14 protein-coding genes and 2 pseudogenes are annotated in these 15,686 nt (G+C 46.6%); 8 read left to right on the top strand and 8 right to left on the bottom strand.

What is annotated here, in order from left to right; translation table 11 throughout:
- Positions 1-562 precede the first annotated feature (562 nt).
- The 8 genes and pseudogenes from DWZ16_RS08265 to DWZ16_RS08295 form a co-directional block, all read right to left on the bottom strand.
- Positions 563-1,009, bottom strand: a complete 447-nt coding sequence (locus tag DWZ16_RS08265) for a hypothetical protein (RefSeq protein WP_118522602.1) — start codon at positions 1,007-1,009, stop codon at positions 563-565.
- Positions 1,010-1,069: 60 nt separating this feature from the next.
- Positions 1,070-1,210: a hypothetical protein gene (locus tag DWZ16_RS15440; RefSeq protein ID WP_182427317.1), complete on the bottom strand. Its 141-nt coding sequence runs from the start codon at positions 1,208-1,210 to the stop codon at positions 1,070-1,072.
- A gap of 287 nt (positions 1,211-1,497) precedes the next feature.
- Complete coding sequence (locus tag DWZ16_RS08270; RefSeq protein WP_182427321.1) at positions 1,498-3,477, bottom strand: recombinase family protein; 1,980 nt, start codon at positions 3,475-3,477, stop codon at positions 1,498-1,500.
- Entirely contained in the window at positions 3,458-3,688 is a 231-nt protein-coding gene (locus DWZ16_RS08275; protein ID WP_015540908.1) for a helix-turn-helix domain-containing protein, read from the bottom strand. Before DWZ16_RS08275 ends, DWZ16_RS08270 begins: the two co-directional genes overlap by 20 nt.
- 89 nt (positions 3,689-3,777) lie before the next feature.
- Positions 3,778-3,963 (bottom strand): hypothetical protein, encoded by a 186-nt coding sequence (locus tag DWZ16_RS08280; protein ID WP_117526568.1) that lies wholly within the window; start codon positions 3,961-3,963, stop codon positions 3,778-3,780.
- A 15-nt stretch (positions 3,964-3,978) separates the two neighbouring features.
- Positions 3,979-5,267 (bottom strand): annotated as a pseudogene (locus DWZ16_RS08285) (plasmid recombination protein).
- A gap of 372 nt (positions 5,268-5,639) precedes the next feature.
- Entirely contained in the window at positions 5,640-7,004 is a 1,365-nt protein-coding gene (locus DWZ16_RS08290) for a phage/plasmid primase, P4 family (RefSeq protein ID WP_118522604.1), read from the bottom strand.
- 1 nt (position 7,005) lies between these two features.
- A pseudogene (locus tag DWZ16_RS08295) lies at positions 7,006-7,625 on the bottom strand (CHC2 zinc finger domain-containing protein).
- 222 nt (positions 7,626-7,847) lie between these two features.
- Here DWZ16_RS08295 and DWZ16_RS16125 point away from each other — a divergent pair.
- From DWZ16_RS16125 to DWZ16_RS08335, 8 genes are all read left to right on the top strand, one after another.
- The gene (locus tag DWZ16_RS16125; RefSeq protein ID WP_242993100.1) at positions 7,848-8,966 is read left to right on the top strand and encodes a DUF6076 domain-containing protein; all 1,119 of its coding nucleotides are present in this window, start codon (positions 7,848-7,850) and stop codon (positions 8,964-8,966) included.
- On the top strand, positions 8,963-9,406 hold the full coding sequence (locus DWZ16_RS08310) for a GNAT family N-acetyltransferase (protein ID WP_117526580.1): 444 nt from the start codon (positions 8,963-8,965) through the stop codon (positions 9,404-9,406). Before DWZ16_RS16125 ends, DWZ16_RS08310 begins: the two co-directional genes overlap by 4 nt.
- 33 nt (positions 9,407-9,439) lie before the next feature.
- Positions 9,440-10,612, top strand: a complete 1,173-nt coding sequence (locus DWZ16_RS08315; RefSeq protein WP_117526582.1) for a hypothetical protein — start codon at positions 9,440-9,442, stop codon at positions 10,610-10,612.
- A gap of 16 nt (positions 10,613-10,628) precedes the next feature.
- Positions 10,629-11,306 (top strand): response regulator transcription factor, encoded by a 678-nt coding sequence (locus DWZ16_RS08320; RefSeq protein WP_117526584.1) that lies wholly within the window; start codon positions 10,629-10,631, stop codon positions 11,304-11,306.
- Entirely contained in the window at positions 11,299-12,198 is a 900-nt protein-coding gene (locus tag DWZ16_RS08325) for a sensor histidine kinase (protein ID WP_117526586.1), read from the top strand. Before DWZ16_RS08320 ends, DWZ16_RS08325 begins: the two co-directional genes overlap by 8 nt.
- Before the next feature lie 135 nt (positions 12,199-12,333).
- Complete coding sequence (locus DWZ16_RS08330) at positions 12,334-13,005, top strand: ABC transporter ATP-binding protein (RefSeq protein ID WP_117526588.1); 672 nt, start codon at positions 12,334-12,336, stop codon at positions 13,003-13,005.
- Between the two features lie 15 nt (positions 13,006-13,020).
- A complete protein-coding gene (locus tag DWZ16_RS16130) occupies positions 13,021-13,845 on the top strand; it encodes a hypothetical protein (RefSeq protein ID WP_243021965.1) in 825 nt (274 codons plus the stop codon).
- Positions 13,846-13,871: 26 nt separating this feature from the next.
- Positions 13,872-15,665, top strand: a complete 1,794-nt coding sequence (locus tag DWZ16_RS08335) for an ABC transporter permease (RefSeq protein ID WP_243021975.1) — start codon at positions 13,872-13,874, stop codon at positions 15,663-15,665.
- The last annotated feature ends 21 nt before the right edge of the window (positions 15,666-15,686 follow it).

Here is a 15,686-nt window from a genome sequence, read left to right on the forward strand (position 1 = left end):
TAAACTTCTCTCTACTCATAATTATAACAGATAAAATCACTTTTGTCAGTTTATTTAATAAAAATAAACTAAACTTTTTTTCTTAAAATAAAATCTATCACAACTAAACTTTTACCCAAAAATTTATTTACATACACCTAAACTTAAATACTCTCTCTGGATCACTGGTTTGCCCTTGGAACCACTTTCAACCCCTTAGTCCATATATTTATACCCTAAACTCAGAAAACCCCTGGAAATTGATTCTGGTCGCTATTTTGAATATCAAACTAATAAACAAACATAAAAATAACATGCCACCTGATTGATGACATGCTATCTTTATCATTTACTATTTGCTATTTCTCTACTTGATTGCTTGAATAATAATCATGTGTTATATTCTGAGTTTCATTACAGTGCATTTTATAAGGCACTGATCCCAACTTTACTTTATAACCCAGTAACCCCCATTGTCTACTTGTCTTAAAATTATCTCTTAAATGACTTGGCAGATTATTTTTATATGGTAACCTATCAAGCCTTGAGACCTGACCCTCATAGAAAAAGAGTTCAATTCCATCTATAAATGCACTCCATGACCTGAACATGTAATATATGTTGGAGAAGGAAGTAAGGGCTCTCTTACAGTGTTTGTTCTAGCCATATAAACAGACCTCATCTGTTTAAACATGTTAGACAATCCTCTGAAATCTTGCCTATCTGGTGGAGCACCTGCTGCCTCTAGTAATCCATAAGTTTCATTTGATTTATCTATTGCCATTTTCAACCCAGATAAGTCTTTAAAGAATGGTTTTGCATATCCTTTTTCATTACTGCCCATTACTTTTTTAGTGGAATGAACCACTATCTGCACCCTGCCCATTCCTTCATCTTTAGCTGATCCTTTATTATCAGCTCTGAGTACTTCTTCAGGGTATATATCTCTATAAAAATCCATTAGTGTCACTTCAGTATATCCCTCTTTAAGCATCCACTCTGCTACAGTATTCTTTTTCAAATCTAGCATGTGCAATCACCTTTCCTCATGTTGTTCTTCTTCCTAATGTTCTCTTTACCATGTTCTTTCTCAAAATTTTGCCGTACCTATCTCATTTCTTAAAGCTCTCACATAGAGGGGAGTATACAAGCGTATCATACCAAAGGGATTTTGACCCATTAAAATCCCTTTGGGCGAACCCAGATAAAACTTCTCAAATTCACTGAACATCTCCAAAATCCTCCCCCTTCTCTCCTTTTATACTATAGGTAAATGGACCTATCTGTTCTCATCCACAGGTGACACGTTATCATCATTAAAAAATTATTTATATATACTACATACTTTAACGTCCTCTGGATTTATCAACTTTTCTTCCTACTGTCATAAAATTTTTCTCTTTACGTACATCGAAGCGTGTATAACTGTAGGCATTAAAAAAGCAGAAGCTATCATAGGAAAAGTCCTACTGCTTCTGCTTTCTTGAATCTTATGCTATTTTTTCTCTACCCAGTAAACTACACTACCAGCTTGTAATACCTCAATGCCTCCATGATATATTCCCTTTTCTCTGGAGTACAGGATTTTATCACAGGATCATCTTTCTTTGAAACATTATAATTAGGACGCATATCCAATTCACAATCCCGTTTTACTTCTGCTATATAAGCAGTATGCACCTTCACCCCATGCTTCTCCATGATATATTTCTTGATATTCTCATAAGTTGGTTTCTGTTCCTTCTGTTCTTTATACTCCTTATGCATATCTGGACTAATCGGCACTTCCATCTCAACCTGGAAGTCTCTCTTTTTCTTCCCAAAGTCACTTTTTTTAGTTAAAAGAGCTACCGTCTCGACAGTTGTTTCAGTTTCCAAGGGAAGTTCTTTCACTTCCTCACCATCAACAGGCACAGGAAAATTGAATACGATCTTCTTTATCCAGCTTCCGTCTTTCCTTTTCTCCGGGAACATCTCAATTCGCTCGATAAAGGCCTTCATAAACTCCTTCTGCTCCGCTTCCGTTGCGGAATGGTAGACTTCATCAAATGCCAGCAACAAGCGATAGATATTGTCTCCGGAAATCTTCTCCTGCTGGATGCTGCGGATCTGACTTTGCAATTCGCCAATCTGAACTTCGATTTCCTCTATGGTGTCATACTGCTCATCATAGCGGCGCTGCAAGTCCAAAATCTTTCTGTCATAGTGGGCATCATTGATGTCCAAGGTATCCATCTGACGCTCCAAGCGGCTTTTCGTTCCAAAGGCTTGCTTTAGCCGCCCTTGTAGGACAGCAATCTGCCGTTCCATATCTTCTGTATCAACTGCTGTTCCGATTTTCGCCTGAATCGCTTCTACAAACCGTGGATTGTTGACCATAGCGGAGATAACCTTCGCCACAAATTTGTTGATTTCCGTCTGCTCGATATTCAGACGGAAACTGCACTCATGCCCGGTAGGTGTTACCGTATTTTTGCAGTAGTAATAATACCGTGTTTTCTTGTCCTTGCTGTGCGCCTTGGCGATATTGCCGTACATACTCTTTCCGCAGCATGGGCATTTCAAGATACCGGACAGGATGTGTGCGTGGTCTGGATTGTTAACCTTTTCCCGCTTAAAAGAATTGATCTTGCGCTTTTCCTGTGCCAGATACCAATCCTCTTCGGAAATGATAGCTTCGTGTTGTCCTTCATAAACCGGGAACTCCGACTGCTCAACCACGTGCATCTCGTTTCTTGTACCCTGTTTCTTTTCTGTTCTTCGTCTGCCGTAAGCAATCTTTCCCATATAAACAGGATTGTACAATACATTTTTCACAAAATCTCTTGAAAATCCCGGAATGGTATTATTCTGTCTTAGTTTCTTAGTATAACCATTGCGGTTCAGATATTTTGCAACTCCTGCAACACCCTCATTAGTGTGAATGTAGCGGTCATAAATGACACGAATTACTTCCACTTCATCCTCTGCAATGACAAGGTTTCCATTTTCCAGTTTGTATCCATATGGAGCGAAACCGCCGTTCCATTTGCCCTCACGAGCCTTTTGCTCACGTCCTGCCATTGTCTGTGTGCGGATATTTTCTCGCTCAATCTCTGCCACCGCAGACAGCACAGAGATCATCAGCTTTCCTGCATCCTTGGAGCTGTCAATGCCATCCTCCACGCAGATCAGATTGACACCGAAATCCTGCATGAGTTGCAAAGAGTTCAGAACGTCCGCTGCATTTCTGCCAAATCGGGACAGCTTAAAGACCAACACATAAGAAACATCATCTTTGCCGTCCTGGATGTCATTCAGCATCCGTTGAAACTCCTGCCGCCCTTGAATGTTCTTTCCGGAAAAGCCCTCGTCAGAATACTCCCCGGCAACGATCATATCCTCGTATGCCGCATACTTCCGCAGCTTGTCACGCTGGGCATCCAAACTGTATCCGTCAACCTGCATCGAGGTGGACACTCTTGTATAAAGATAGCATTTAAGTTGTTTCTTTTTCAGAATCTCCACCTCCCTCATTCCTTCCTTTTACCATAAGTCCCTCGTTGCGGATATAATACTCCAAAAGCCACAGCACATAATCCGGTGCATGGCGGTTGTCCAATTCCCATTCAGTCATAGTCCGGTAAGGAATATGAACGAGCTTGCAAAAATCTTTCCGATTCAGTCCTGTGCTTTCCCGCAACTTTATAATTCTGTTTTTACAATCCATCCGTCTTTTCTCCACAAAAGCAAAAAATACACGTTGCGTAATCATTATAGCATAGCCATAGTGAATACGCAACGTGTAAATTGCAAATTTTACGCAGCCTTATCCGTCAGAAGCTGCGCTTGATTACTTTCCTCGGAATACTCCACTTCCTGCGGAGCGTCCTGTTCCAATTTATCCAAAACCTGATGTCCATATTTCTGGAGCATCTGGCTCATAACATCCACACAGCGGTCAAATGCCGCATTATATTTCGCTTCTTCATAATATTTCTTCAATAGGCGATTCCTCCATCAAAGTTCCATATCCTGTCCACGCTTCCGGGCAGGGTGTTCGTGTTCCTGTGTTTCCTTTCCTCTGATGAGGATAGAATTGATAAAAGCCCGAACCTTTTCGGATGCGATTTCCAGTGCATCCAGAAAGGGTTGGGCTTTCTGTTTGAGTTCCATATATTTTTCGCTTACCGCTTCATACCGCTGCTTCCAGATGGAAACCGTCTTTTCTGCGGAAGCCAATTTTTCTTTCAGTCGCTTGTTGTCAGCATTGGCAATAATACCATTGACCGCATAGTGTTTGAGCGTGTCGCATTCATCCGGAGTCAGCACAACATTGTTTCCGAATGTGGCTTTTTTGCCCATTGTTTCAATCTCCTGCACCGTCAGAGCAACGGTCTTTGCTGTTTTGGTTTCCTTTTGCAGAGCTTCCAGTTTCTGTTTCTGCTTCTCCGTGGCAGCTTTGGCATTCTCCAAACCCCGCTCCACCTGTGCCACCTGTCCGGCCACAGTTTCCAGCCGCTGCTGTTCTGCCTGCACCTTGAACTGGGTCACAGTCAGATGTTCCTCGGTACTGCCACGCTCTCCACGCTCCAGATCGGTATATCCGGCAACTCGCATGAAATGAAAAAAGTCATCCTGCAACACACTGTAGGATGACCTCAAAATCTTTTTTCCTCTTGCGTTCAACATTGGATTACCGTCCTCGTCAAGCACCGGCTTAGACTCCCATTTCTTACTGCGGCTGACCTGTGTGATGACCTCCTTAACGGTTCCCCGGAGGCTTCATCCTTGCATCGCTTCGACCAAAGGATCTGCTTTTCCACCACCGGGATATAAACCACATGAAGATGATAGTGGTACACATCCTCGCCCAGAGCTTCGGACATCGCCCGGTTGCGCTCATCGGCGTGCATCACAGCGGAGAGGATATACTGCTCACCGCCTACAATCTCCACGGCGGCTTTGTAAGCATCAGCATAAAACTGTTTTGCAAATTCATAGCCGCCATGATTGTAGAAATAAGCAGAGTTCACATCAAATACTAACTCGCCGTATTTGACGGCATCCGGTTTCAGACCTCTGGTGGAAATTACGCCGTCCTGTTCCATCTGCTCAAACGTTTTTACATAATCGTCCGTGGGTGCTTTGAAATGAACGTTCAGAGAAGTGCGTTCCGGCACGATGTCCTGATTGCTGTAGCTGTCCTTTTCACGCTCATTGTGTTCCTGTACCTTAGCCACATCTGCCGGGGTTTCCAAGTCCTGATTTCTGGCTACGGTACGGTCTATTCCATCATTTCTTGCCATAGAATTTTTGTCCTTTCTTTGAGATTTGCAGACAGCGGAGAACTACGGAGAGGCACTTTTTCAAAGTGTAATAACCCACTATGACACTTTCATCCATACTGGCTGCAAAGTGCCGTGGGCTCTCCGAGGGCTCTCCCGAGGGGGAATGCGGTCACTGCGGTGACCTCTGCTGAACTGCCCGAAAACTGTCTGCATCGTTTTCTGTTGTTCAGCCCGGATAGCTGCTGTTTTGCGAAACACCACCCATCCCGGCGGCAGTGAAAATCAAATCTTTCACTGCAATAGAAACAGCCCAAATAAAGGAAATGAGCTGTTTCTATCACAAGCGTTTCACGCTCTTTTGCTGCGTACATACGTACCAGCCAATGGGATTTACTCGACCTGCCGCCATTCCTCCGGAATGTCCTCCGGTACGTACGTACACGGCGAATCTCCGTAAAACCCATTTATATGAGGTCGTGCAATGGCTTCCACTCCCATGAATCCCCAAACCCGCCGTCCGGCAGAGTTGGTGATATTGTTGCAATGTTCCAGATTAAATTTCTTGGCATTGGCAATCATGGCGTCGCTGAAGCTGCGGGCTTTCAGCGGTGCAAGGGAATTTTCTTCGCACCACATCCGGTAGATTTCATAGAAATCCTTGGAACTGATGGACGCATCCGCTTTACGCTGGATGTATCCCTCGGAATCCATGAAATCAAAGATATTGTTGTTGTCACGCTTGACCGCTTCCCGGTTTTCCCGGATACGCTCACTCTCCGTAAACTTAAAGTTGTTGGCAACAAGCCGCTGTAAGCCTTCAAATGCCCACAGGAAGATACCCTCGGCTTCAGCTTTCATCTTCTCCGCAAGGTCGGGATCGTCAGCTCTGTCCACTGGCTTTTCCTTGGTGGTCAGCACAAGCTGTCTGCGATAAAATCCGTCACTGCGGTCATACAAGGCTTGCAGATCACCGTTGCTGAATGCCAGCAATCGGGCGAACATCCAACCCTGATAACTCTGCTTGCCTTTGCGTTCCAAATCCATCTTGCCCTGTGCGGTGACAATGGATTTTACATAGTTGGTCTGGCGCAGAGCTTCCATCCGCATATCATCATCCACGCACAGGAGAATGTGTTCCAAATCGGCACGGGCGAAGCGGTTTTCAGAAATCTTGCCGATGCTGCCGTCTTTCATATTCGTGCCGAAGATGGTAGACAGTACCGCACCGATTTGAGATTTACCCTCGCCGCCGTTGCCTTTAATCACCATCATGTGCTGCCCCTTGTTGGAGGGAATCAGGCAATAGCCGATAAACTCCTGCAAAGTTGGAATGTCCTCGGCGTAAAGCAACCCATCCAGAAAGTTCAGCCAGATCACCGGCGCAGTAGCATCGGGATTGTAAGCAACCGGCAAACGGCTCCGCACGATAGCCGGTCTGCCCTCGGTAAATGTGCCATTCAATAGCAGCGTACCGTTGGACAAATGAATCCGATCCTGCTCCGGTGGAAAGTCCGGCACTTGCGCTTCCAGTTTCAGCACTTCCAGAATGTTGGTGATCTTCCGGGGGATATTGTTTACGGCACAGAATTTCAGCTTGTCGTAAATCTCCCCACGCAGAGGAAGATCGTCCGTCACTCGACCATCGGGCGTGAAAAAAGCTCCGTTTGCGAAGATGATCCTGCGCTCTTGCAGAAATTCTTCACAAAACAGAGCTTCGTTGATGTTCTGCCCGTCAAACCACATGGGCAAGTTCATATCAGGCGTTTTCCGGTTCTTCGCATGGTGCGCCACCTCCTTTTTCTTTCGTGTGATGTACTCTTGCAGAAAAGCAATTTTGCCGTCATGCATCAGCTTGTCCACCAATGCCACCCGTTCTTCCAGATCACCCACCGTCAGCACATCTGCCATATATTCGATATAGCAGTGCATCTGGCAGGCTTCCACAAAACGGTCATCCAGAGCATCTTCCGGTGTCTTGGGTGCGTATCGTACTTTCCAATCTTCCAGCAGATGCAGATAATCCGTCAGCACCCGGAAACACAGCATTTCATCCTCCCGTAACTGACGGATATAGGGACGCTTCGGCTTGACCATAGCTGCGGCAGTGGGCGGTTTTGGGTCAAGTCCAAAGTCCGCAGCCAGCTTTTGCGCTGCTTCATAACTGCTCAGATCGAACAGCCTTGCCACAAGGTCGATCACATCCCCTTTGGCTCCGCAGCCGAAGCAGAAAAAATAGTCCTCATTCAGCTTCAGGCTCGGATGCCTGTCGTTGTGGAACGGGCAGCAAGCCATGCCGTTGTGGCTCACTTTCAGCCCGTAGTGTTCGGCGGCTTGCTTGACGCTGATTGCCGCCTTGATGGTTTCATAGATTGTCATAGAAAACCCTCCGTTCATAATATTCTGGAAAGCACGAAGCACCCGCCGTGATTGGCAGGTGCTTCGCTCCTTCTATTATGGTTATGACGGATTTTTCAAAAAACAGGCTAATGACAGGACAATCCTGTTTCAAAAAACAGGACAACTTATCTGAGGACGTAGATTTCTTTACATTTACATGATATAATTAGAAAAATGAAAAAACAGGACAGGAGGGCAAGCATGAATCAAGAATTGATGACATTGGATTTCTGGCAGGATACGGTCATATATGAGAGCAAAACATTTCCTGTCGGTACGCTTGCCTGTGATGCACTGAATGTTCCTGTGAATACCATTGCAAAAATAAACGAGCAATGCGAGAAAATCAATCTGCTGCTCGGGATGCTGAATGCCGGACAGGATACTTCTGCACTCTTTCCTATGGCAAAGGAAGCTGCATTGACAATGTTAGAGATTCTCAGCAAAACGCCGCCGTTCTCCTATATGGATATACCAAAGCACCGGGAACGAATAGAAAGGGTCTTTACTGCGGACAATGCTCTGAAATATGTGGAGTTCGCCATAAAAGCCGTAACCAATTCTTTACCGTTCGAAGAAGTTCCGAAATATGCTGATGCGGTGATGCTCCAGCGCTATACCGCTGTATGCGGGCATCTGGCTTACTCCCTTGGGGAATACCAAACGTCCATGCTTGATTTTGCAGAAAAAACAGACGGCAACGAAGCAGACCGCACCGCAGAGGGTTTTGCAAAAATGTTCGGCAGCTATTTCCCGCCGGAGTTTTCCATCACGGAGGGCAATGCCTGGATGTCTACCCTGAACAATTCCGTTCAGTATGTATCCGTCATCCGTCCCGGCGAAAAAGTTGCGAAGCTGGTCAAGCGGATGCACTATGTATCATTTGTGGGGATGTTCCGGTCTGATCTCTTTGAGGGCTTGTGTGTGGGTCATGCACCGAAGAAATGCCGGATCTGCGGCAAGTGGTTTCTGACCACCAACGCAAGGCACACCAAATACTGCGGTGGCTATGCACCGGGGGACAAGCTGCACCGCACTTGCCGACAGATCGGCAACTTGAAAGGCAGAGAACAGAGGGAGCTTGCGGACGATCATCCGCTGAAACAGATTTATGAGAAGCGTCTGAATACCATAAACCGCTATATAAAGCGTGGCGCTTTGGACGCTGATCTTGCGGAGGCTATGAAGAAGCTGGCAAAGGATAAAATGCTTCGAGCGCTGAGCAATGTCGCCTATGCCAAAGGTGATTACGAAAAAGAGATGGGACAGACGGCTTTGAAAAAAGAAGCATTGAAAGTAACTTATAGGTATAAACAATGAAAATTATTGAGGTTACAGAAAACAAAAAGGAATATCTGGATTTGCTGTTATTGGCTGATGAGCAGGAAAACATGGTAGATTGCTATCTTGATAATGGCAGGATGTATATCCTCGATGACAATGGAGTTAAAAGCGAATGTGTCATAACCGGCGAAAGAAATGGTGTGCTTGAAATTAAGAACATTGCAACAGTTCCAGAACATCAAGGCAAAGGCTATGCAAAAGCTTTGATTGACTTTATCATCGAGAAATATAGCGGACAATATGCTGTTCTGCAAGTTGGAACGGGCGATAGTCCACTGACAATACCATTCTATGAAAAATGTGGTTTTGTCCGTTCTCACATAATACCAAATTTCTTTACAGACAATTATGACCACCCAATATATGAAGGTGGTGTACAGTTGGTGGATATGGTGTATTTGCAAAGAAAGTTCTAAATACTGATATGGTAAACCGGAAGGAGGTGCGCTATGCTGAATGATTTTACATGGAATATGACTGGATACATACCAAAACACCAAGTCAATCCGCACGGTGACGGCATCATTCCCTATGTAGCAGAGCGCATCTTCCAACTGGAACCGGAGCCGCCATCAGTGGGCAATCTGAACGAATATATCCTGTCTGCCTTGCAGGAAAAGAATTTGATATATTTCTCATTCTTCCTACACCACTACGAGCCGCAGCTTAACAAGCGCATCAAAGACTTTCTCGGTGTGGATGGCGGCGATCTGTACGACACAGACCGATTTATAGATATAAAGCTCTCCTGCCGGGAGCAAATGCTCCAAAAGCTGATGGACTATGACCTTGCCAAGGGTGCAGAGTATGCTACATACATTTTCCCGTTCATCCGGGATGCTATGCTCCGTTTTCGCATGGGCGAAGAAAAATGGTCGGTGTCCTCTCTGACCAATTACAAAATGGTGCGGTCAATGGCATGGATGTACCATAACACCAAGGATGCGGTCAACGAATTTTCCAAGAAGTACAACTGCGATCTTGCCCTTGCGGAAGAATATCTGAAAGTTGTCCGTGGAATCCGTAATCAGCAGCCTTTCTATGTCACAGACGAGGACGGCGAAGAAACAGGCGAGGATGTAGCCCTTGACGATAGCTGGAACTATACCGATATCCTCTGGAACGGCATACAGGCAGAAAAGGTGCAGCGGGCATTTGAGAAACTGAATTACCGGGAACAGACCTTGCTCGAAAAACGGTTAGCAATTTGCATGACCTGTGGGCGTGTCAGCTCATGGAAAGACCGCCCCACCTTTGAAGAACTGGCGGTTATGTTTGAGGGCAGTACAGCCAGCGGTGCAGAACGAGCCTACCGAAAAGCGGTGGACAAGCTGACAGAACTTCTGGTTGCCGAGGGTGCGATCCACGCTGTCCGACTAAAACAGAAATCCAAGACCAAGCGCAAAAAGAAAATCGCCGCCGCAATCTACGAATATCAAGCAGACTGCGACGGCGAATGGGGCGAAATATCATTGGATTTTCAGAACGGCAAGGCAGAGGTCATTCGGCTTGCCGATTGGGATACAGTGAAAACAAACAAATTTGCAAGCAGAGCAATAGCCTATCTTCTGAACTGTGAGAACGAAAAATTGCCCAAGGAAATAATGGTGGCATTTGAATAACGAAGGAGTGAGATACATGGAACAATTATTGATTATTGAAGATGATATCGGTTTGAATCAAGGCTTATGCAAAGCGCTGAAAGCAGATGACCGTCAGATTATATCCTGCCATGATCTAAAAGCGGCAAGAGAACAATTGCTTTGCGGGAGTGTATCCCTGATCCTGCTGGATATCAATCTGCCGGATGGCAGCGGGCTCGAGCTGCTCCGGGAGGTCAAGGAAAACACACCCTATATTCCTGTTATTCTGCTGACTGCCAATGACACCGATCTGGACATCGTAGACGGACTGGAGAGGGGCGCTGATGATTACATTACCAAGCCCTTTTCTCTTTCGGTTTTGCGGGCAAGGGTGAATACCCAACTGCGAAAGCAAGCGTCAAACCATAAAAATGCGCCGTTCCATATGGATCTATTTCACTTTGACTTTGAGGCTATGACCTTTTATGTGGGAGATTCAAAAGTGGAATTGAGCAAAACAGAACAAAAATTACTGCGTCTGCTTGTTGAAAATCGTGGTCGAACCATGACCCGTGGAGACCTTGTCGACCGGATCTGGACAGATGGCGCAGAATATGTGGATGAAAATGCTTTGTCTGTTACGATCAAGCGTCTGAGGGATAAGCTTGGTGCACAGAAATACATTAAAACCGTCTATGGAATCGGTTATAGCTGGGTGACAAAAGATGAATAAAACCGGCATTGTGATCATACTGCTATGTTTTCTGGCGGCGATAGCTGCTGTATTATGGGAACGGAGAAAGACCAGAAAAACGATGGAAGAAATCGAAAAGATGCTGGACGCTGCCATGACCGGCTCCTTTTCTGAAACCAATTTTGATGAAAGCCAGCTGTCTGCATTGGAAACGAAGTTTGCGCACTATCTTTCCGCAGCAGAAGCATCTTCTCAAAATATAGCGCAGGAAAAAGACAAAATCAAAACCTTGATTGCGGACATTTCCCACCAGACGAAAACGCCGATTGCAAATCTGCTGTTATACAGCGAGCTTTTGATGGAGGAAACTCTGCCTGCATCGGCGAAGGCAAATGTGGAGGCGCTGTACAAACAATCGGAAAAGCTGCGTTTTCTGATCGATTCTCTCGTAAAGCTTTCCAGACTGGAAAACGGGATCATTTCACTCTCCCCTCAGCAAGCAGCGCTGCAGCCGCTGCTTGAAAGTGTGGTAGAACAATATACTGCCAAGGCTTCTGAAAAAGGATTGTCTTTGCAAATGCAGGATACCGATGCTTTTGCTGTATTCGACTTCAAATGGACAGCGGAAGCGCTGGCTAATATCGTAGACAATGCCATCAAATATACAGAGCATGGCACAATCAGGATTTCTGCCGTAAGTTACGAAATGTTTGCAAGGATCGATATATCGGATACCGGTTCAGGCATCCCGGAAAATGAGCAAGCGAAGATATTTGCTCGCTTTTACCGCTCAAATAGTGTGCAGAAACAAGAAGGTGTGGGCATCGGCTTATACCTTGCTCGACAGATCATATCCGGCGAGGGCGGTTATATCAAGGTTGCTTCCGTTCCGGGAAAAGGAAGTACGTTTTCCATATTTCTGCCGAAATAACAACAATTCTATCAAAACTGTTAGATTTCATTTTCCGCCGGAAAGAATGTGGAAAGATTCCTATGCAATAATCTGTATGTATCAAAGGATCATTTCCTTTCATACATACAGATTTTTTCATGGAGGTACTCATTTATGGAAGTTTTACAGGCAAAAAACCTGAAAAAGATTTATGGCTCCGGCAATAACGCAGTTCATGCGTTGGATGGAGTTGATTTAAGTGTAAAGAAGGGCGAATTTGTTGCAATTGTCGGCACATCCGGCTCCGGCAAATCCACGCTGCTGCACATGCTGGGCGGGCTGGATCGCCCTACAAGTGGCACGGTTATGGTGGACGGACAGGATATTTTCTCCCTGAAGGAGGAAGCCCTGACCATCTTCCGCCGCAGGAAAATCGGCTTTGTGTTCCAAGCATATAATCTTGTTCCGGTGCTGAATGTGTATGAAAATATTGTTCTACCCATTGAGCTGGACGGTGGCAAGGTCAATAAGGATTTCGTACAGCAGATTGTACAGACACTTGGGCTGGATGATCGTCTGGATGCGCTGCCCAATCAGCTCTCAGGCGGTCAACAGCAGCGGGTAGCCATTGCCCGTGCGCTGGCGGCAGCACCCGCTATCATTCTGGCAGATGAACCCACCGGCAATCTGGATTCCAAAACCAGCCAGGATGTATTGAGCCTTTTGAAAGTCACCAGTCAAAAGTTCGCCCAGACAATCGTAATGATCACTCACAACGAAGAAATTGCACAGATGGCAGACCGCATTATCCGTATCGAAGATGGTCGGATCGTCTCCCAGAGCTAACGGGAGGTGGTTACGATGAATGTCAAAAACAGAAAATGTATTCGGAAGCTCAGCTTAAAATCTCTTTATGCGAACCGCCGTCGCAATCTGATCGCTATTTTTGCCATTGCGCTGACAACGCTGCTATTTACGTCCATGTTCACCATTGTCTTGTCGTTGAACGCCAGTTATGAAACCTACCAGTTTCGGCAGGTAGGCGGCTATGCGCATGGCACCTTTAAGGATGTTTCCCCCGAGCAGGCGGAACGCATCGCTGCCCACCCAAAGGTGAAGGCTGCGGGGGTACGGAAGGTAATCGGTATCACTGCGGAGGGGGTCTTTGCCAAAATACCGGCAGAGATCAGCTACATGGATGCCAACTGCACTAAATGGAGCTATGCAACCCCTACTACCGGACGGATGCCCGAAAGCGGCAAAGAGGTAGCCATGGATACGGCAGCGTTGCAGCTGCTTGGCGTAACGCCGGAGCTGGGCGCCGAGGTCACGGTTTCCTATTCCATTACGGACAAGGATCAAACCGCCTTTACTGTAACAGATACCTTTACGCTGGTGGGCTATTGGGACTATGATGAACTAATGCCTGTTCATTACATCAACATCAGCCGTGATTACGCAGATGACATCGAAGCGCAGGCAGTGAAAACAGGTTTACAGCCTTTCCGCACCGATTTGAATGTCATGCTGGCCTCCGGCACAAACATTCAAGGCAGATGGAGCAGGTGGATACCGATCTTGGCTACACATGGGACAGCTATACCGATCCCAACAGCGTCCGGATCGGCGTCAACTGGGGATATACCTCATCCCAGCTGGAGTCGAAGCTTGATCCGGAACTTGTGATCGCCATAGCAGCTTTTTTGCTGCTGGTGATTTTCACGGGGTATCTTATCATCTATAACATTTTCCAGATCTCTGTTGTAGGGGATATCCGGTTCTACGGACTTCTGAAAACCATTGGCACAACGCCCCGGCAGCTCAAACGTATCATTCGCCAGCAGGCACTTCTGCTTTGTCTGATCGGCATTCCGGCAGGGCTGCTGCTGGGCTACGGCATCGGCGCTGTTCTGGTGCCTGTTGTCTTGCGCTCCACCCAGTTGGATGCAGGCATCACCACCATCAGCACATCGCCTGTGATCTTCCTTGGTTCTATGCTGTTCGCCTTGTTGACGGTGCTCTTGTCCTGTTCCAAGCCCGGAAAAATGGCAGCTAAGGTCTCTCCGGTGGAGGCTACCAAATATACGGATGCAATGCAGACCAAGAAAAAACAGCGCAGCACCCGGGGAGCGAAGCTCCATCAGATGGCCTTTGCCAATTTGGGACGAAACAAGAAAAAGACGGTACTGGTGGTGGTGTCTCTGGCACTGTCGGTGACACTCTTCAATGCGCTGTGTACCTTTGTGGGCGGCTTCAGCATGGAGAAGTATGTATCCGCCAAGACCTGCGCCGATTTTATCGTCAGCACGCCCGACTATTTCCGTTACAACTCAGCAGATGAATTCATCACGCCAGAACAGATCGGAGAGATCGCAGCAAACACAAAGGCCAGTCTTTCCGGCACGGGATATGCTGTGCGAAAACCCGCATATCTGTGGATGACGGAGGATGCTCTGCGGCAGGACTATGCATGGTTCGAAAGCGCCGAGCAGTTGGACAGCCATATGAGCCGTCTGGAGCACCGGGGCAATATGGTGATGGGAAAGACCAGAATTGAGGCTCTGGATAACAGTCTGTTTGACAAGCTGCAAGTGTTCGACGGAGATATTTCTCCCATGTTGGAGCCGGACAATAACGCCATTGCCATTGCGGTTTCCTTAGATGACTACGGTAATCTGCCCAATCTTGAATACTACCCTAAGGTGGGAGACACGATCACCGCTACCTATGCGGACGATGTGAAATATATCGACAGCCGCACCGGGGAACTCTGCACCGAAGATACACCGGAGGAGTACCTTCAGGAAAAACTGTATGGAGCCAGAGATGTAGCGTACACGGTCTGCGCCTTGGTAGAGCTTCCGTATTCCATGAGTTATCGTTATGGTGGTATTGGATATGAGACAGTTTTGTCTGTGGATACCGCACAGCGGGACAGCGGTGGTGCGGCCATTCCGCTGCTCTACCTGTTCGACACAGCGGACGAAGCGGACGAGGCCGAAGCAGAGCAATATCTATCGAAGCTCACTGCCGGTGAGTTTTCGCCCTTGATGTATGAAAGCAAGGCCACGGCTCGCTCTGAATTTGCTCAGTTCCGGCAGATGTTCCTTCTGATAGGTGGTATCCTCTGTGCTATCATTGGGCTGGTGGGACTCTTAAATTTCTTCAACGCCATGATGACCAGTATTCTTTCCCGCCGCCGTGAATTTGCTGTGCTTCAGGCTGTAGGAATGACGAACCGGCAGCTCAAAACCATGCTGATCTACGAGGGATTGTTTTACGCAATGTCCTCCGTATCGGCGGCCTTTATTCTGTCGCTGGCGGTGGGACCTCTTGCAGGAAAAATGCTGGGCAGTATGTTCTGGTTCTTTGAGTATCGATTCACCATTCTGCCTGTCCTGCTGACAATTCCGGTATTTCTTCTGCTGGGGTGGCTGATTCCTTGCATGATGTATGACAATGCAGCGAAATGCAGTGTTGTAGAGCAATTAAGGGATGCTCAATAACTGTTAAGCAAAAAACGGCCC

The organism is Clostridium sp. AF29-8BH, assembly GCF_003478145.1.
GTDB lineage: Bacteria > Bacillota > Clostridia > Lachnospirales > Lachnospiraceae > Otoolea > Otoolea fessa.